Here is a 17,695-nt window from a genome sequence, read left to right as displayed (position 1 = left end):
GCAGGGCAGGCAAATAGCCTGCTGCAGCTGATTGGGGGGAGGTCTGTTTGAGTTCTCTAAAGCTGGTGGTTTTTTCACCAGTTGGGTGCAGCACTTGCCCTGGTTGGCGCCTTTGTCATTATGCCAGTGCTGTCCACAGTGTTATCCACAGATACTGTTGACAACTTTTTTGATCCTTTGAGGTGGTCGTTTCATGGAACGTTTTCTGGAAAATTTGATGTACTCGGCACGCTGGATTCTGGCGCCAATTTACCTTGGTTTATCACTTGCCCTTTTTGCCTTGGCCGTCAAATTTTTTCAGGAAGTGATCCATCTGATACCCAAGCTGTTGAGCATGGGTGAGGCGGACTTGATTCTGGTGGTGTTGTCGCTGGTTGATATGGCGCTGGTGGGTGGATTGCTGGTCATGGTGATGATTTCCGGTTACGAAAATTTCGTGTCGCAACTGGATATAGGGGATGGAAAGGAAAAGCTCAGCTGGCTTGGCAAGATGGATTCCGGCTCGTTGAAGATGAAAGTGGCGGCGTCAATTGTGGCGATCTCCTCCATTCATTTGCTGAAAGTCTTCATGAATGCGCAGAACATCGATAATGAAAAAATGATGTGGTACGTGATCATCCATATGACCTTTGTTGTATCGGCTTTCGGTATGGGGTTGTTGGACAGGATGGGTAAAAACGAGAAATCCTCGGAAATAGTCTCCTGACCATGTACAGATAGAGGGCTAAATTTTTCTGATGTATAGTTCTTGTATAAGTTCAGGAGCTATACCATGACGTTGTCACAGTTACTTGCCGTGGCCCATGCAGGGCGAGTGGATGAGCTCAACCTGCTCTCACATGAAGGTGCCATGTACTTTGTCGAGGTGGTTGCAGATGGGCAGAGGCGCTTGCTCAAGCAACGTGAGGCTGATGTGCGTGGCTGGGCTTTCCGCTCCCTGAACGAGGCTCGCCACGTGCTGGCTCAAATGCCCATGGAGTCCATTAATCTGGTGCACCTGAATGTCTGCGACGAGATAGGGCCAGCCAGTCAGGGCTTGCCCCTTGATGCTGCTGCCATGCGTCTGAGTGTGCCGCTGCGTCCGTGAATGGCCCGAAGGCCGTGTCTCTGAAAGCCAATCGGGTGCTAGCTGAGCCTCTTGCCGTGGTTGCCCTGCATACCACGGGCCCTGATCCACGTCATGATCGGATCTGGTCCTTGGCGATTATGCCGATTGATCAGGGTCAGCCCGGTGAGTGCCTGTTCTGGCATTTTGATCCCGGTATGCCAATACCCGCAACCGTCAGTAAGGGCAGGTTAGCACCAGTTTTGCCGTTGCATGGCTTGCCTGTTTTTTCTGAGCAGTCCGCCGAGATAATCAAAGCCCTTGAAGGCCGCCGTATTGTGGCGCATAACGCGCGACTCTCTTGCATCTTTCTGCGCCGGGCGCTGCGTGAAAGCGGTTTTACCCTGCAGTCAAAGCAGTTGTGCACCCTCAAGATGTCGCGGTTTTGCTGGCCCTCTCTGCCCAGTCACCGATTGGATAGCCTGCATGATGTTCTGGCACAGGATAGTCAGCCGGATATCAGGACCAATGAGGTAGCGACGGTCTGGCAGCTACTCCAACGTCTCGCTGATCATCTGACAGCCGAGGACTGGCAGGCGGCGCTTGAACATCAACGGCGCAGCATTACCCCGCGTCTGCTGAGTAGTCAGGAATTGGATGCCTTGCCGCAACGCCCCGGGGTCTATCGCTTTTATGCGCAGACTGGGGCACTGCTGTATGTCGGCAAGAGCATCAATATACGCAGTCGGGTGTTGTCCCATTGCCAGGCTGACGGTGACAGTCGGCGGCAGATGCAGCTGACGCAACAGATGCAGCGTATCGAGTGCACGCCGACCGCCGGTGAGCTGGGCGCCTTGCTGCTTGAAGCGCGACAGATAAAGTCGTTGATGCCCCTGTTCAATCAGCGGCTACGACGTATAAGGGGTCTGGTTAGCCTGCAGCCGAATGAGCAAGGCTGCGTGCATTTTGCTTCACGCATCGAGCCACAGCCCGATCGGCCATTGTTTGGCCTGTTTCGTTCGCGCACGCAGGCCATTGAACGGCTGCGAGCCTTGGCCCGGGAGCGGTATCTGTGCCTCAAGGTGCTGGGTCTGGAAAAGGGCCGCGGTCCCTGCTTTGCCCGTCAATTACAGCAATGTCGTGGCGCCTGTGTTGGCGAGGAGTCTCTCGCGGCCCATGCCGCACGTCTGGTCGCTGCATTGGAGCCCCTGCAGCTGTTAGCCTGGACCTGGCCCGGTAGCATTGCTATCCGCGAGGAGGATGCCGAGCACGGTCTGGTTGAGTGGCATGTGGTCCGTTTCTGGTGTCACTTGGGCAGCACCTCGGATCCTCAGGACTTACCGCGTCTGGCGCAATCCAGCGCCGATTTTGATCTGGACATCTACCACCTGCTGGTTGGCTGGCTGCGCCGTCATTCGCATACCGAGATTATTCCACTATGACTGTACGCCGTTTGATCATGCTGCTGGGAGACCAACTCAGTGCCGGTCTGTCTTCGCTGGTTGACGCCGATCCGGCCCGTGATCGCATCCTGATGGCCGAGGTGCAGGAGGAGGGGCGCTATGTGCCGCACCACCCGAAAAAAATTCTGCTGATTCTCTCGGCCATGCGGCATTTTGCTGAAGAGCTGCGAGAACGCGGTTTTCAGCTGGATTATGTGCGCCTGGATGATGCTGGCAACAGCGGCTCCCTGCTGGGCGAACTGAGTGCCGCACGGGCGCGCTGCCAGCCTGAGCAAATCTGTATTACCGAGCCCGGTGAGTGGCGCCTGCTGGCGCAATTTCGGGAGCATCAGACGCAGTGGCCTGAGCTGGAGATTCTTGAGGACACGCGCTTCTTTTGCAGTCATGAGCGCTTTGCTGCCTGGGCCAAGGGTCGCAAACAATTGCGCATGGAATTCTTTTACCGTGATATGCGCCGCCTTAGTGGCTTGCTTCTGGATGCGGATGGCGGGCCTGAGGGCGGCGCATGGAACTTTGATGCCGAGAACCGCAAGGCGCTACCGGTCGGTGTGACTGTGCCGGCCCAGCCACACTTTGCAGCGGATAGCATCACCCGTGATGTAGAGGCGCTGGTTGCCCAGCACTTTGCCGATCACTATGGCAGTCTGGAGGGCTTTGATTATCCGGTGACGGCAGCCGAAGCGGAGCAGTTATGGCAGTCGTTTCTGGCGCAAGGTATGCCCTCCTTTGGTGATTATCAGGACGCCATGGCCGATGATCAGCCCTATCTGTTCCATGCCCGTATTGCAGCGGCAATGAACATTGGTCTGCTCGATCCACGGCGCGTGTGTCTGGACGTTCAGGCGTCCTGGCAAGCCGGGGATATCCCGTTGAATGCCGCCGAGGGTTTTATTCGGCAGATTCTCGGTTGGCGCGAATATGTGCGGGGGATCTACTGGCTGCATATGCCGGAGTATGCAGAGCGTAATGCCCTGGGTAACAGTCGTACCTTGCCGGACTTTTACTGGACCGGCGACACCCGTATGCGCTGTATGCAGCAGGCCATCGGCCAGACCCTTGAGCATGCCTATGCCCACCATATCCAGCGCTTGATGGTCACCGGCAATTTTGCCTTGCTGGCGGGTATCGAACCCAAACAGATCTGTGACTGGTATCTGGCGGTCTACATGGACGCCTTTGACTGGGTCGAATTGCCCAATACCCTGGGTATGGTCATGCATGCCGATGGCGGTTATCTGGGGTCAAAGCCCTACTGTGCCAGTGGCCAGTACATCAAGCGCATGTCCAACCATTGCAAGGGCTGTAGCTACAAGGTGAGTGAGCAAACCGGGGAGCGCGCCTGCCCGTTCAATTCGCTGTACTGGCATTTTCTCATGCGTCACCGCGAGCAGCTGGGGCGCAATCAGCGCCTGAGCATGGTCTACCGCAATCTCGAGCGCATGCCCGAGGCCAAACAGCGGGCGCTGTGGGACTGGGGCGAGACCTTGCTGGCGCGGCTGGATGCAGGGGACAGGCTGTGATCAAAAAAGCAGACCTGCCGAGCAAGGTATGTACGGTGTGCGGCTTGCCGTTCAACTGGCGGAAGAAGTGGGCGCGCTGTTGGGATGAGGTGAAGTATTGCTCGGAGCGTTGTCGGCGGCAGCGCGGGTAGTGGGGCAGGCCAGGTCGAGGCCCGAACAGGACTCGGTGTAGCACCCCGGTATTGAACGAGTTCCACCTCGGTCAGCGGTGCTTGCCGCTGGCGCCCAAGGTCGGGATGGGGCTCGATCATTCCCAGGGAGAGTGCTACACGGCTCAGCGTCACTATATAGCCGGCAGGTGTTACTCCCAGGCTGCCAGGACGTTGAACTTGGGATGCGCAGAAAGCTGTTCGATCTTGTTGAAGAAGGTCCGCAGCTTGACGTGATAACCCATATGCCGATTACCCACTATGATCAGGCGGCCCTGGGCCGTCAGCACGCCCTTGCTCTGCTGGAACAGACGCATGGCCAGTTCATCGCCAATCACCTGCTGCTGGTGAAAGGGCGGGTTGCAGAGAATCAGGTCGGCGCTGCCGGGGGCGAGGTTGAGCAAGCCGTCGGCCACCATGAAGTCGGCCTGGCGCTCTGGGAAAGCCAGGGTAAAGTTGGCTTTCGCTGAGCTGACCGCAGCATAGGACTCATCGATAAACAGCAACTGCGCTTCCGGGTTCAGCTCGGCAGCGCGAATCCCCAATGCCCCATTGCCACAACCCAGGTCGACGATCCTTGCGTTGCCTTGGCCACTGGGCAGGCAAGCGAGCAGGGCGCGGGTGCCGATATCCAGATGGTCGCGGGAGAAAACCCCGGGCTGGTTCTGCAGGCTGAAAGGGCTACCTTCGAGCGCGTAGCGGGTAATCAGCTCGGGCTTTGCTGGAGTCAGAGACGGGTCCATTTTCGCGTTCAGGAGTCGGGCCTTTTTCCATGCCAGTGAGGCCTGATAGGGGCCAATATAGCGGGCCAGAAGGTCACCGGCGCTGTGTGGCAAGTGCTTGACCATGGCGCCAGCGTTGACCTCGGCGGCGTCAGTCAATCGTTCGCGCAGGCGTGACAGTTGATCTTCCAGCAGACTCAGACTTTTTGGCACCTTGACCAGCACCCGTGCATACGGCCCCTCTGGTGTTTCCTGGCTGCTATAGCTGCGCACGGCATCCGGCTTCAGACCGTTGGATTGCAGATTGTTGATCAACGCCTGTTGGGCCAGGAAGGAATCAGTCCAGCTATGCACCTGAAGGCCTGCCAGGGCCAAGGCGCAGGCCAGGGTGCCAAACTGATCGTTGATCACCAGAATCGGCCCTGCTGGTGCGGGCGCATCAGCCAACTGTTGCAGCAGATACAGATCGGCTGTATCAAAGGGCTGCAGGGTCGGGTTTCGGGTTTCGGGGTAACGATCGAGCTGGAGGGCACCAAAGGGGGTGTTGCACGCTTGCATGGGATCACTGCTGAAGGACGGATGGCTGAGCAGTATACCTGATAGATCCCTTCATGGCCGATGCGTTGAGCATCGGCCATGATCCGGGCTCAGGGGGTGCGCTGTTTGAGCAGGTCGCGAATCTCGGTCAGCAGCAGTTCCTCATTGCTTGGCGCTGGTGGGGCGGCGGGCGGCGCTTCCTCTTCCTTGCGCTTGAGGCTGTTCATGACCTTGACGGCGATAAAGATCGCGGCAGCAATGATCAGAAAATCAACGATACTTTGAATAAAGGCGCCGTAGCCGAGTGTGACTGCAGCGAGTTCGCCTTCGGCTTCTTTAAGAACAATGGCAAGATCGGCAAAGTCGACCCCGCCGATCAGCAGCCCCAGGGGTGGCATTACCACGTTGGCGACAAAGGATGACACGACCTTGCCAAAGGCGGCACCAATAATGATGCCCACGGCCATATCGATAACATTGCCACGCATGGCAAAAGCCTTGAATTCCTGAACTATGCTCATTTAGAGATCCTCTCACGCGCCCCCATGGCGCTTTAAAAGCATATCCGCAAAATAGCCGCCTTTGCCAGTTATTTGAGCCGCTGTTGCAGGTGTTCGCAGATGGTCTTGAGTACCTGAACACGCGCATGACGCTTGTCATTGGCGGCGATAAGGTTCCATGGCGCGCGCTTGTTGCTGGTGAAACTAAACATGTCGTTGGCGGCATCGTGATAGGCCGGCCATTTGTCTCGGTTGCGCCAGTCTTCATCGGTGAGTTTGTAGCGTTTCAATGGCGAAGCGTCGCGCTCCTTGAAACGGGCCAGTTGCTCGTCCTGGTCAATCGCCAACCAGAACTTGATGATCAGCGTATCGGCTTCAAGCAATTGCGTTTCAAAGTCGTTGATTTCGCCGTAGGCGCGTTGCCAGTCGGCGGCTGTGCAAAAACCTTCAACCCGCTCGACCAGCACTCGACCATAATAGCTGCGGTCAAAAATCACGATCTTGCCCGGCGCCGGGATACGCTTCCAAAAGCGCATCAGATAGGGTTGGCGACGTTCTTCCTCGGTAGGCGCTCGAGTACCATGCACGCGCATCTGACGTGGGTCGAGGCATTGGCTGACGCGACGTATGGCGCCGCCCTTGCCAGCGGCATCCGAGCCTTCAAAGACCAGCAACAGACTGAGCTTGGCAAACGCTGGTTGTGTCACCAGCGATTGGAGTTGCTTCTGGTATTTGTCCAATTGGATTTTATAGTCGTCTTTTTCCAGCCTGGCACTGTAGTCGAGCTGGCCCAGCAGGTCCTCATTGGACGGTATCCAACTGCGTGGCAATGGCAGGCTTTCCTCTGGCTGTGTCTGGTTGCGCATGGCCTCCAGTATCAGCTTGCCAATCTGAATGTCACGAAAGTAGGGATCCTGACTGGGGACGCGTTGCCATTCGGTACCGGGACTTGAGCTGAGTTGGATCATGGCGTGCGAGGCTTCGCGAACCTTCTCGTAATCCTGTGCACTGAAGTCGCCCCACTCGCGCATGCTGACGGAATCAAGGGCTTTTTTTACTTCAGATTTAGATAGTTGCACGCGGACATTGTCGCTGCTCAGTTGCAACCACAGCTTGACCAGAACCACCCCTTCGTTTACCAGCATCTGTTCAAAATGCAGGATATCCCGCATCTGCTGCTCAAACTCGGCGTAGGAAAGGGTGCCGCGGCTATAGTCCATCAAGGGCTGGTGATACCAGGAACCTAAGTAGAAACCTATCTCGCCACTGGGGGGAAGGGTGCGCCAGTAACGCCACATACGCGGCATGCGCTTGTCGATACCCTCTGGCAGGTGGTAGGCGCGGGTATTCAGGTAGCGATTGTCGAGCCAATCGTAAAAGCGATAGATGACCTCCGCCTTGCCGGCCATGTCATTGCCGCTGATGATGACCAATAGTGGGCCTTTGCCGTCACGGTTGAGGTCAAACTGAGCCTCCAGCAGGGCCTCATTCAGCTCATCACTCAATGTGTTGAAGTCTTTCTTGCTCAGACTATTCTCAGACATCGACAGGCCAGTTGACCTCGGGTAGGTGTTCAAAGGCCGGCTTGGCAAAGAGGTAGCCTTGGTACAGGTTGACGCCCATGCCGATCAGCACAGTGAGTTCCTCCTGGCTTTCGATGCCTTCGGCGATCACCTCGATATTCAAGGCTGCGCAAACGCCTAGTATGCCCTTGACGATGGCCTGGCGCACCGGGTCCTGGTCGATATCGCGGACCAGGTCCATATCCAGCTTGATGATGTCAGGCTGGAACTCAGCGAGTAGATTCAGCCCGGAGTAACCTGCGCCAAAATCGTCGATGGCGGTTTTGAAGCCCTGACGCTTGTATTCGCGAATGATGCTCTTGAGGTGTTCCTTCTCGACCAGCTTTTCGTTTTCGGTGATTTCGAAGATCAGTTGGTTGGTCGGAAAGTTGAAGCGTCTTGCTGCTTCAAGGGTGGCGCGGATGCAGGTGGCCGCCTGATAGACGGCATTGGGCAGAAAGTTGATGCTGATAAAACAGGGTATCTGCAGACGTGCTGCCAGTTCGACCGCCTTGACCCGGCAGGATTGATCGAAAATGTAGCGGTTATCTTCGTTGATGCGTGACAGGATGCTGGCTGCACCACTGCCATCCACGCCACGAACCAGCGCTTCATAGGCAAACAGGCTGCGGTCGCGCATATCAATGATGGGCTGGAAGGCCATGGTAAAGTCGAATGGCAACTGCTCACCGTCCTGGCAGGCTTTACAGGGTTTGGGTGTATCACTTGCGTTGCTCATACAATGGTTCCATCTGCGCGGTGAAGGTCAGTATAGTCGATGCGTCAGCCTGACTGTCGGCTGCTTTTGCTTTATGACAAAGATAGCATCATGCATACCCCGGGGGGGATAGTGGCGAAAAATAAACGTCTGTACGGCTGCACCGAGTGTGGTGCGACCTTCAGCAAATGGGCCGGCCAGTGCGGTGAGTGTCAGGCCTGGAATACTCTGGTTGAAACCCTGATTGACGCTACACCAACCGGTGGCACTGGGGCGGCGCGCAGCGGTAACTGGGCCGGGCAGGCGGCACAGGTGAAAACCCTGGCCGAGGTCTCAACAGAGGAGGTGCCACGCCAGCCGAGTGGGTCGTCCGAGCTGGACAGGGTCTTGGGTGGCGGACTGGTGTCGGGTTCGGTGGTGCTGATTGGAGGGGATCCGGGCATAGGCAAGTCGACTATCCTGCTGCAGACCCTGTGTCAGCTGGCAGCCAGCATGCCGGCCTTGTATGTGACTGGGGAAGAGTCGCAGCAACAGGTCGCCATGCGGGCGCGGCGTCTGGGCTTGCCGGAAGACAAGCTGATGGTGATGACCGAGACCTGCATTGAAAATATCATCGCTACCGCCAGACAGCATCAGCCACGGGTGATGGTGGTGGATTCAATTCAGACTATCTTTACTGAGCAGTTGCAGTCGGCTCCGGGTGGCGTGGCCCAGGTGCGCGAAAGTGCCGCCTTGCTGGTGCGTTATGCCAAACAGAGCGGTACGGCGATTTTTCTGGTTGGACATGTGACCAAGGAGGGCTCGCTGGCGGGCCCGCGCGTTTTGGAGCACATGGTCGATACCGTGTTGTATTTCGAAGGCGAGTCAGACGGTCGTCTGCGTTTGCTGCGAGCGGTGAAAAACCGTTTCGGTGCGGTTAACGAGTTGGGTGTATTTGCCATGACCGACAAGGGGCTTAAGGAGGTTTCAAACCCCTCGGCGATCTTCCTGTCACGCTATGAAACGCCGATTCCTGGCAGTGTTGTTATGTCCACCTGGGAGGGCTCAAGACCGATGCTGGTCGAGGTGCAGGCCCTGGTGGATACCAGCCATCTGGGTAACCCCCGTCGGGTCACCGTGGGTCTGGACCAGAACCGGCTGGCCATGCTGCTGGCGGTGCTGCACCGCCACGGCGGCGTGGCTACCTATGATCAGGATGTGTTCGTCAATGTGGTAGGTGGCGTCAAAGTGCTGGAAACCGCTGTTGATCTGGCGCTACTGGCCGCGGTGATGTCGAGTCTGCGCAACCGGCCATTGCCGATGGATCTGATGATTTTTGGCGAGCTTGGATTGTCCGGCGAGATACGCCCTGTTCCCAGTGGCCAGGAGCGCTTGAAGGAAGCAGCCAAACATGGTTTTACCCGCGCTATTGTACCCAAGGCTAATGCGCCCAAGGACGCACCCAAGGGCATGCAGGTGATAGCGGTAACACGCCTGGATCAGGCATTGGCGGCGATATTTGACTAGCAGCGGCAGGGCTGCTGCTACAGCCGCAAGCCGCAAGCCGCAAGCCCCAAGCGGCAAGCGGCAAGCAAATTCTGCAACCCTAACCACCCTGCAAGCATACAAACACGAAATGGTCGATTAGTCTTTTCGCTTGAAGCTTGAAGCTTGAAGCTTATGGCTTATGGCTTGCGAAGCGGCTCAAAGCAATGCCGCCAGCTCGCGCTCCAGCATGGCCTCGTCACCCATGTTCAGGGCAACCAGACGCTTGAGATGGCTAATAGAATCAAGGTCAATGTGCGCGCATTCAAAGCCCAGTAGCCCCTCCTCGGCGTGGGCCAAGGTGACCTCCATGCAGATCTGGCTGCCCTCGGCCAGATCAATGATGGCATTGAAGGGCGCTTTTTCCCGTGGATGAGGCCATTCAGTAGGCTGCATGACCAGTAAACCGCGCAAGGATATATCCACCAGCTGGACGACCACCGACCAGTCATCCTGCTGCAGGCGAGTCTGAGCATCAAAGGGAATACGGGTAAAACGGCGTCTGTCATCGCTCATATATCAGCCCCAGCATGATGGGAATATCCTTACTATAGCTGTTTTGTGGCTTTGCGGACGCCGATTGTCGGTTTCAGCCTTTGCTCACACTACGCCTTGAGCCAGCATGGCGTCAGCGACTTTGACGAAGCCGGCGATATTGGCGCCTTTGACGTAGTTGATAAAGCCGTCCTGCTCTTTGCCATAGCGTTCACACGCGGCATGGATTGACTGCATGATGTCATGCAGGCGGCTGTCGACTTCAGTGTCGCTCCAGGCCAGACGCATGGCGTTCTGGCTCATTTCCAGACCGCTTACGGCGACGCCGCCGGCATTGGCTGCCTTTCCGGGTGCAAACAGGAGGCGGTGCTCGTGGAATACGTCGACCGCTTCCAGTGTGGAAGGCATGTTGGCCCCCTCGGCGACCGCGATACAGCCATTCTTGACCAAGGTGCGGGCATCCGCTGCGTTCAGCTCGTTTTGCGTGGCACAGGGCATGGCTATATCGCATTTCAGATGCCATGGGCTGGACTTGCTCATGAATTCACAGCCTGATTGCGTAGCTAACTCTTCCAGTCGCCCACGCCGGACGTTCTTTAGCTCAATGATGGCATGCCACTGATCGTCATTCAGTCCATCCTTGAAATGCAGGGTGCCACCTGAGTCGGACAAAGAGACTACCCGAGCACCCAGATCCATGGCTTTGCGCGCTGCGAACTGCGCTACGTTGCCGGAGCCTGAGATGGCGAGGCGCTTGCCATCTATGCTCTGTCCGGATTCCTTGAGCATCTCTTCGGTAAAGTAGACACAGCCATAACCTGTTGCTTCCGGACGAATCAGGCTGCCACCATAGGACAGACCCTTGCCGGTCAGCACCGAGGTGAATTCATTGCGCAGGCGCTTGTACTGGCCGTACATATAGCCGATTTCGCGGGCGCCAACGCCGATATCCCCGGCGGGAATATCAAGATTCTCGCCAATGTGGCGCGACAGTTCGGTCATGAACGACTGGCAAAAGCGCATGACTTCGGCGTTACTCTTGCCCTTGGGGTCAAAGTCTGAGCCGCCTTTGCCGCCACCCATTGGCAGCGTTGTCAGCGCATTCTTGAATACCTGCTCGAAGGCCAGAAACTTGAGCACGCCCAGATTGACTGAGGGATGAAAGCGCAGGCCGCCCTTGTAGGGGCCAATAGCACTGTTCATCTGGATGCGATAGCCACGGTTGACGTGAACCTGACCCTTGTCGTCGGTCCAGGGCACGCGGAACATGATGGTTCGTTCGGGCTCGACCAGGCGCTGGATGATGCCGTTGTTGAGGTATTTCGGGTTAGCCTCGAGGAAGGGCCAGAGCGTGCTCAAGACTTCTTCGGCGGCCTGATGGAATTCAGGTTGGTCAGGGTCGCGAAGTTTAAGGTGCGCGAGACAGGCGGCGAGGCTATCGGTCATGGAAGGGTCACTTTTCTGAAAGAGTTTGACGAAACCGCGACACTCTACCAGAGCTTTATATGCACAGAAATAGTGCAAAATAATAATCGCGGGTATTGGTTGAAGATGCGCCCTTAGCCCTTTTCTAGAGGGTTAAGGGACGCATCCCAAGCTTCCATGCGCCAGGTTGGTGCAAAAAAACCTTTGCTCTGCGGAGTAAGAAGCAGGCCTGTTCAGGCCAGCTTCTTGTAGCGAACACGGTGGGGTTGGGCAGCAGCGTCGCCCAGTCGTTTTTTCCGGTCGGCTTCAAACTCAGCGTAATTGCCCTCGAAGAAGGACACTTTGCCGTCGTCCTCATAAGACAGGATATGCGTGGCAATGCGATCGAGAAACCAGCGATCGTGGGAAATCACGATTGCGGCGCCGGGAAAGTCCAGCAGGGCTTCTTCCAGTGCGCGCAGGGTTTCAACGTCCAGGTCGTTGGAGGGCTCATCCAGCAGCAGCACGTTGGCGCCCTGCTTCAGGGTCAGGGCCAGGTGCAGGCGGCCGCGTTCACCGCCGGACAGGTCCTTGACGAACTTCTGCTGGTCCGCACCCTTGAAGTTGAAACGACCGACATAGCCACGTGAGGGCACCTCGTAGTTACCGACCTTGATCATGTCGAAGCCGTCGGACACCTGCTCCCACACGCTCTTGTTGCCGTCGAGGTTGTCGCGACTCTGGTCGACGCTGGCAATCTGCACGGTCTCGCCGATGACGATCTCGCCGCTGTCGGGCTGTTCCCTGCCGGTAATCATGCGGAACAGTGTCGATTTGCCGGCACCATTACCACCAATCACGCCAACGATCGCACCCTTGGGGATGGTCAGGCTCAGGTCGTCGATCAGTACACGGTCGCCATAGGCCTTGCACACATTGTGCAGTTCGATGACCTTGTCGCCCAGCCGTGGGCCAGCCGGGATATAGATCTCGTTGGTTTCACTGCGCTTCTGGAATTCCTGCGACTGCATTTCCTCGAAGCGCTGAAGGCGCGCCTTGGATTTTGACTGACGCGCCTTGGCGCCCTGGCGTACCCACTCCAGTTCGGCTTTCATGGCCTTGGCATGGGAAGACTCCTGCTTGGCTTCCTGAGCCAGACGCGCGGCCTTCGATTCCAGCCACTGCGAGTAGTTGCCCTCAAAGGGGATGCCATGGCCGCGATCCAGTTCCAGAATCCAGCCGGCAACATTGTCAAGGAAGTAGCGATCGTGGGTGATGGCTACCACAGTGCCGGGGAAATCATGCAGGAATTGCTCAAGCCAGGCGACCGAGTCGGCATCCAGGTGGTTGGTTGGTTCGTCCAGCAGCAGCATGTCGGGGGCCGAAAGCAGCAGGCGGCACAGCGCAACCCGGCGCTTTTCACCGCCGGACAGGTGTTCGATACGGGCATCCCAGGCCGGCAGGCGCAGGGCGTCAGCGGCAACTTCAAGCTGACGATCCAGATTATGGCCGTCGGCCGCTTGCAATATGGCTTCCAGTTTGGCCTGTTCGGCAGCCAGTGCATCAAAATCAGCATCTTCTTCTGCATAGGCTGCATAGACTTCGTCCAGTCGCGCCTGGGCCTGCTTGATTTCGCCCACGGCCTCTTCCACTACGTCGCGTACGGTCTTGCTCGGGTCGAGTTCCGGCTCCTGGGGCAGATAACCGATCTTGATGCCCGGCATGGGCCGTGCCTCACCTTCAATCTCGGTATCGACACCCGCCATGATCCGCAAAAGGGTGGATTTTCCCGAACCGTTGAGGCCGAGCACGCCGATTTTGGCGCCGGGGAAAAAGGACAGGGAAATATCCTTGAGAATACGGTTCTTGGGCGGCACAACCTTGCCGACCCGGTTCATGCTGTACACAAATTGAGCCATGCTGTGAAAACCTGATGTGAGACAGAGAGCGGAGGTTTGCAGTGCGATGCCTTGGCAACGCCTGATGTGCTGGCAAGGCTAGCCGAACTGCGGCCTCAGGGCAAATCCAGGCTGAAGCAGACTGGCTCGGCAGGTCCTTTTGCCACTATAGTGGCAGCCAGTCTTATATGTGGACGATAAAAACATTTTGATGGATTACAACAGCCGCCTCGCATCCGATACCTCAGTGCTCTCGCAGTCTGATGGCACCCATGACGCACGCCGAATGGGCATGGGTGTCCTGATCATTGCCGGTGTGGCAGTGCTTTTGACTGTCCTGATGTTCTGGCAGGCATGGCAGGACTACCGTTTACTGCGCTTGCAGCATGAAGCCCAGGTTGAAGAGTCGGTCTGGCTTACGGCCAGCCAGATTGGCTTGAATCTGGAGGTCAAGTCCGCAGCTTTATCACAGTTGCTTGATCATCTCTATGAAGATGACCCGGCGCTGGCTCAGCAGTCGGTGTCGCAACTGCTCCCCGGTTTGCGCAGCCTCACTCCAGCTTCCTTGAGTAATTCGGTATCGTGGCAGGAAACCCCGCCCTGGATGCCCTCGGTACGCAGTCTGATGCTCAGTGGCCAGCCCTATGTCGTGGACTCGGACCTCAGCCGCTCAGTGTTGTACTGGGTGGTACCAAGCAGCCGCGTCGGACAATTCTGGGTCATCGAAGTGAATGATCGGGATATTTCCGGTCTGGTGTCCGCGCAACCTGCGCAGGGCTATGTCTGGCTGCTTGAGGATGCCGGTCGAGCCAGGGTGCTGGCACGACAGCAGGGCGATCGCCTGGTTTATCTGGACAACAAGGCTATGACTGCCCTGGAGCGTCAGCAGGTAGTGGTCAGCGCACCGGTGGATGGCAGCCTCTGGCAGGTAAGGGGGCTGGTCGAGGCGGACTATTACACGCAGCAGTTAGGGCAGTTATTACGCTTCAAGTTCTTTGTTGTGGGTTGCTTCGTACTGGTATTGCTGGTCATGATCTGGATGATTGCCCGGGACCGGCAAACCCACAGGCGTCTTCTGGCCAGTCGGCGTGCCAGTGACCAGCACGCCGATGATGTCGAGCGTCGCTACAGCGAGGTGTTCCAGACTGCCGGTATGGCCTTGTGTCAGCTGGATCTGGCGGATCTGCGTGACCGTTTGGTGCGCGAGGGTATTAACAATCAGGCCAGTCTGGACAGCTGGCTGGATGATCACCCACTGGAACATGGTGAGCTTTTCAGTCCAGTGCGCGTAATGGAAGCCAATGGCAGCATGCTGGAGTTGCTGGGGTTGTCTTCGTTGCAGGGGTTGGACGCGCTGCTCAAGCGTAATGAGCGGATACGTGCCAATACCGCCCGTTATCGTTTGCTGTTGACGGTGGTCAACCGTGACCGGCGTCTGGAAATGGAAACGCCGCTGCGCGCTGCCAATGGTGCCGCCCGCTATGTTTGGTTGGTCATGACCCTGCCCGAGCGGATAGAGGATTACCACGCCGTTGCGCTCAGCATGACGGACATCACTGCCCGTCGACGCATAGAGCTGTCCATGGTCGAGCGTGAACGCTTCTGGTCACGGGCGCTGCGGGCGGTACCCGATGTGGTCTTTATCCGCGACATGCCGCGCCAGCGTTTTGTGTACACCAATAGAAAGTTTGCTTTGATGCTTGGTTATAGCCCGGAAGAAGCGGCCGAGTTGCCGGTCGACTACCGTGACCGTCTGCTGCATCCCGATGATGCGGAATCAATGCGCATCAATCGCAATTTGCAGCAGGTGCTAACCGACGGCGCGGTACAGGAAAGCCGTCTGCGCTGGCGGCACAAGGATGGCAAATGGCATTGGTTCAGTCTGCGGGTCAAGGCGCTGTCGCGTCTACCCGATGGCCGGGTGCGTCAGGTGATCGGGGTGGTGCGCGATATCACCGAGCAGGCTGGCGCCCTTGATGAGTTGCAGGCCAGTGAAGAGCGCTACCGTTTGCTGGCAGAAAATATCAATGACGTGATCTGGGCCAGCGATGTGGATTTTCGCCTCAACTATATCAGCCCCTCGGTGACTGCACTGCTTGGTTATACCCCGGATTATCTGATCAGTAAGGGTTTCAGCGACATCGTTGCCGGCAAGGAATATAACCAGTTCATGGGGTTGGTGCTGCGTGAGTTGAAGCCGCAATTGGCTGATCCTGAGGCCGCCAGAGTCCTGCGCGAGCAGGGGTTTCACCGGCAGATCAGCTTTGATTGTCTGCGCGCCAATGGCACCAAATGTCCGATCGAGTTGCGCCTGTCATTGATGTGGGATGCCGAGGGGCGCTTTCTCGGCCTGCTGGGCATTGCCCGCGATATCACCGAGCAGCGCCGAACCGAAAACCGGCTGCGTATGGCGGCCACCGTGTTTGAAAACACCACGGGAGGCATTGTGGTCACCGATCCTGCTGGCTACATAGTGCAGGTCAATGACAACTTCTGTCAGATTACTGGCTACAGCGTACCTGAGGTGATTGATCAGTTACCGCACATGCTGGCCTCCGATCGTCACGAAACAAGTTTCTACACCGATATTCGCGATACCCTGCAGCAGCAGGGGCGATGGGAAGGGGAAATCTGGCCCCAGCGCAAGAACGGCGAAGCCTTTCCGGCCTGGGCGGGCATTACGGCAGTGCAGGACAATGAGGGCGATCTGGTCAGTTATGTCGGATTTTTTGTCGACATCAGTGAGCGCAAGGCAACCGAAGCGAGAATCGAAACGCTCGCCTACTACGATGGGTTAACCGGGCTGGCGAACCGCACCTTGTTTCAGGATCGCCTGAAGACCGCGCTGCAACTGGCCGCCAGACGGGGCGATTGGCTGGTGGTGCTGTTTCTCGATCTGGATCGCTTCAAGCCGATCAACGATACCCTTGGGCATGCCGCTGGTGATGTCATGTTGCGTGAGGTTGCGCGCCGTCTCAGGGAGTGTGTGCGCGAAAGCGACACCCTCGCACGCATGGGCGGGGACGAGTTCACGCTGCTGCTAGGCGGTTTGGTCAGTCGCGAGGCGGCCATGGCAGCGGCTATCCATGTTGCCGAGAAAATCCTCGCACAGCTGACCCCCGCTTTTATATTGCAGGAGCGCGAGTTCTTTATCAGCGCCAGTATCGGCATGGCCTTGTCGCCGCAGGATGGTGAGGAGGTCAATGTTCTGCTTAAAAATGCTGATACGGCCATGTATCACGCCAAGGCCATGGGCAAGGATACGTTTCAGTTTTATCAGGCTGAAATGAATGCCAGTGCGCTTGATCGGCTGAGCCTGGAGGCGGACTTGCGCCGGGCCTTGCATGACAACGCCTTTGAGCTGCACTTTCAGCCGCAATTCGATTGCGCAACACGCCGCCTGACCGGGGCGGAAGCGCTGTTGCGTTGGCAGCATCCGCAGCGCGGGGCGATCTCTCCAGCTGAGTTCATTCCCATTGCGGAAGAAATCGGTCTGGTTGGCGTGCTTGGTGAGTGGGTAATGGATCGAGCTTGTCAACAGATGGCGGCGTGGCGCGCGAAGGGCTATCAGTTGCCACGGTTATCCATCAACCTGTCGGCGCGGCAATTTGCCGAGGGGAGCTTGAGTGAGCAGGTGGGTGCGGTACTGTCGCGCTATCAGCTTGATCCAGCCAGCATTGAGCTGGAATTGACCGAGAGCGTATTGCTGCAGGATGTCGAAGAAACCATGCAGGCGCTGGCAGCACTCAAGGCGCTGGGTGTGTATATTGCGGTTGATGACTTCGGAACCGGCTACTCATCGCTCAACTATCTCAAGGACTTTCCGATCGATACCCTGAAAATTGATCGCAGTTTTATCCATGCCATGCATGCTGGTAATCGCGACAGTCGTTTGGCCAAGGCCATTGTCGCCATGGGTCGCAGCCTGCAGTTGCGTGTGGTGGCCGAGGGCGTGGAAACCCTGGAGCAGATGGGCTTGTTGATCGGCTTTGGCTGTGACGAGGTGCAGGGCTACCTGTTGGGTCGGCCGCAATCGGTTGAGGCGTTCGAACGGACGGTGTTGAATGCCCAGCCCTGAGCGGCTGAGGTATTGTTGAAACGAATTTGTTTGCTGCTTGAGTGCTTTTCATGTGCCAGAAGCGGCTGCTTGCGTTAAAA

At 57.2% G+C, this 17,695-nt stretch carries 14 protein-coding genes; 7 read left to right on the top strand and 7 right to left on the bottom strand.

Going from position 1 to position 17,695, the window contains the following annotated elements; genetic code table 11:
- The first annotated feature begins 193 nt into the window (after positions 1–193).
- The 5 genes from AC27HQ_RS00250 to AC27HQ_RS00230 all read left to right on the top strand — a co-directional run bounded on the left by AC27HQ_RS00250 (position 194) and on the right by AC27HQ_RS00230 (position 4,159).
- Positions 194–706 (top strand): TIGR00645 family protein, encoded by a 513-nt coding sequence (locus AC27HQ_RS00250; protein WP_487153813.1) that lies wholly within the window; start codon positions 194–196, stop codon positions 704–706.
- A gap of 66 nt (positions 707–772) precedes the next feature.
- Complete coding sequence (locus AC27HQ_RS00245; protein ID WP_487153812.1) at positions 773–1,087, top strand: DUF6482 family protein; 315 nt, start codon at positions 773–775, stop codon at positions 1,085–1,087.
- A 14-nt stretch (positions 1,088–1,101) separates the two neighbouring features.
- Complete coding sequence (locus AC27HQ_RS00240; protein WP_487153811.1) at positions 1,102–2,487, top strand: GIY-YIG nuclease family protein; 1,386 nt, start codon at positions 1,102–1,104, stop codon at positions 2,485–2,487.
- Positions 2,484–4,028: a cryptochrome/photolyase family protein gene (locus tag AC27HQ_RS00235; RefSeq protein ID WP_487153810.1), complete on the top strand. Its 1,545-nt coding sequence runs from the start codon at positions 2,484–2,486 to the stop codon at positions 4,026–4,028. The genes AC27HQ_RS00240 and AC27HQ_RS00235 overlap by 4 nt, the downstream gene beginning before the upstream one ends.
- Positions 4,028–4,159: a DUF2256 domain-containing protein gene (locus AC27HQ_RS00230; RefSeq protein WP_487154175.1), complete on the top strand. Its 132-nt coding sequence runs from the start codon at positions 4,028–4,030 to the stop codon at positions 4,157–4,159. The genes AC27HQ_RS00235 and AC27HQ_RS00230 overlap by 1 nt, the downstream gene beginning before the upstream one ends.
- Before the next feature lie 170 nt (positions 4,160–4,329).
- Here AC27HQ_RS00230 and AC27HQ_RS00225 read toward each other — a convergent pair whose 3' ends face one another.
- From AC27HQ_RS00225 to AC27HQ_RS00210, 4 genes are all read right to left on the bottom strand, one after another.
- Positions 4,330–5,457 carry a methyltransferase gene (locus AC27HQ_RS00225; protein WP_487153809.1) on the bottom strand — a complete coding sequence of 376 codons (1,128 nt, stop codon included), beginning with the start codon at positions 5,455–5,457 and terminating at the stop codon, positions 4,330–4,332.
- Positions 5,458–5,546: 89 nt separating this feature from the next.
- Entirely contained in the window at positions 5,547–5,957 is a 411-nt protein-coding gene (mscL, locus tag AC27HQ_RS00220) for a large-conductance mechanosensitive channel protein MscL (RefSeq protein ID WP_487153808.1), read from the bottom strand.
- A gap of 68 nt (positions 5,958–6,025) precedes the next feature.
- Positions 6,026–7,480 carry a polyphosphate:AMP phosphotransferase gene (gene pap / locus AC27HQ_RS00215; protein WP_487153807.1) on the bottom strand — a complete coding sequence of 485 codons (1,455 nt, stop codon included), beginning with the start codon at positions 7,478–7,480 and terminating at the stop codon, positions 6,026–6,028.
- Positions 7,473–8,237 (bottom strand): EAL domain-containing protein, encoded by a 765-nt coding sequence (locus tag AC27HQ_RS00210; protein ID WP_487153806.1) that lies wholly within the window; start codon positions 8,235–8,237, stop codon positions 7,473–7,475. The genes pap and AC27HQ_RS00210 overlap by 8 nt, the downstream gene beginning before the upstream one ends.
- Before the next feature lie 111 nt (positions 8,238–8,348).
- On the opposite strand from AC27HQ_RS00210, the gene radA reads away from it, so the two are divergent.
- Positions 8,349–9,722: a DNA repair protein RadA gene (radA, locus tag AC27HQ_RS00205; RefSeq protein ID WP_487154174.1), complete on the top strand. Its 1,374-nt coding sequence runs from the start codon at positions 8,349–8,351 to the stop codon at positions 9,720–9,722.
- Between the two features lie 177 nt (positions 9,723–9,899).
- On the opposite strand, the gene AC27HQ_RS00200 is transcribed toward radA, so the two are convergent.
- The 3 genes from AC27HQ_RS00200 to ettA form a co-directional block, all read right to left on the bottom strand.
- The gene (locus AC27HQ_RS00200; RefSeq protein WP_487153805.1) at positions 9,900–10,256 is read right to left on the bottom strand and encodes a PilZ domain-containing protein; all 357 of its coding nucleotides are present in this window, start codon (positions 10,254–10,256) and stop codon (positions 9,900–9,902) included.
- Positions 10,257–10,340: 84 nt separating this feature from the next.
- Positions 10,341–11,681, bottom strand: a complete 1,341-nt coding sequence (gene gdhA, locus AC27HQ_RS00195; RefSeq protein ID WP_487153804.1) for an NADP-specific glutamate dehydrogenase — start codon at positions 11,679–11,681, stop codon at positions 10,341–10,343.
- 212 nt (positions 11,682–11,893) lie between these two features.
- On the bottom strand, positions 11,894–13,558 hold the full coding sequence (gene ettA / locus AC27HQ_RS00190) for an energy-dependent translational throttle protein EttA (RefSeq protein ID WP_487153803.1): 1,665 nt from the start codon (positions 13,556–13,558) through the stop codon (positions 11,894–11,896).
- A 190-nt stretch (positions 13,559–13,748) separates the two neighbouring features.
- Here ettA and AC27HQ_RS00185 point away from each other — a divergent pair, with 190 nt between their 5' ends.
- Positions 13,749–17,615 carry an EAL domain-containing protein gene (locus AC27HQ_RS00185; protein ID WP_487153802.1) on the top strand — a complete coding sequence of 1,289 codons (3,867 nt, stop codon included), beginning with the start codon at positions 13,749–13,751 and terminating at the stop codon, positions 17,613–17,615.
- Positions 17,616–17,695: the final 80 nt, after the last annotated feature.

Source organism: Halopseudomonas sp. 4NH20-0008, from assembly GCF_057548395.1.
Note: the sequence above shows the minus strand (reverse complement) of the source record. Positions and strands in the feature narration are given on the sequence as shown.

Coding starts and splice junctions, on each gene's coding strand:
- AC27HQ_RS00250 (WP_487153813.1), top strand. CDS start 194: ATGGAACGTTTTCTGGAAAATTTGATGTACTCGGCACGCTGGATTCTG.
- AC27HQ_RS00245 (WP_487153812.1), top strand. CDS start 773: ATGACGTTGTCACAGTTACTTGCCGTGGCCCATGCAGGGCGAGTGGAT.
- AC27HQ_RS00235 (WP_487153810.1), top strand. CDS start 2,484: ATGACTGTACGCCGTTTGATCATGCTGCTGGGAGACCAACTCAGTGCC.
- AC27HQ_RS00225 (WP_487153809.1), bottom strand. CDS start 5,457: ATGCAAGCGTGCAACACCCCCTTTGGTGCCCTCCAGCTCGATCGTTAC.
- mscL (WP_487153808.1), bottom strand. CDS start 5,957: ATGAGCATAGTTCAGGAATTCAAGGCTTTTGCCATGCGTGGCAATGTT.
- pap (WP_487153807.1), bottom strand. CDS start 7,480: ATGTCTGAGAATAGTCTGAGCAAGAAAGACTTCAACACATTGAGTGAT.
- AC27HQ_RS00210 (WP_487153806.1), bottom strand. CDS start 8,237: ATGAGCAACGCAAGTGATACACCCAAACCCTGTAAAGCCTGCCAGGAC.
- AC27HQ_RS00200 (WP_487153805.1), bottom strand. CDS start 10,256: ATGAGCGATGACAGACGCCGTTTTACCCGTATTCCCTTTGATGCTCAG.
- gdhA (WP_487153804.1), bottom strand. CDS start 11,681: ATGACCGATAGCCTCGCCGCCTGTCTCGCGCACCTTAAACTTCGCGAC.
- ettA (WP_487153803.1), bottom strand. CDS start 13,558: ATGGCTCAATTTGTGTACAGCATGAACCGGGTCGGCAAGGTTGTGCCG.
- AC27HQ_RS00185 (WP_487153802.1), top strand. CDS start 13,749: ATGGATTACAACAGCCGCCTCGCATCCGATACCTCAGTGCTCTCGCAG.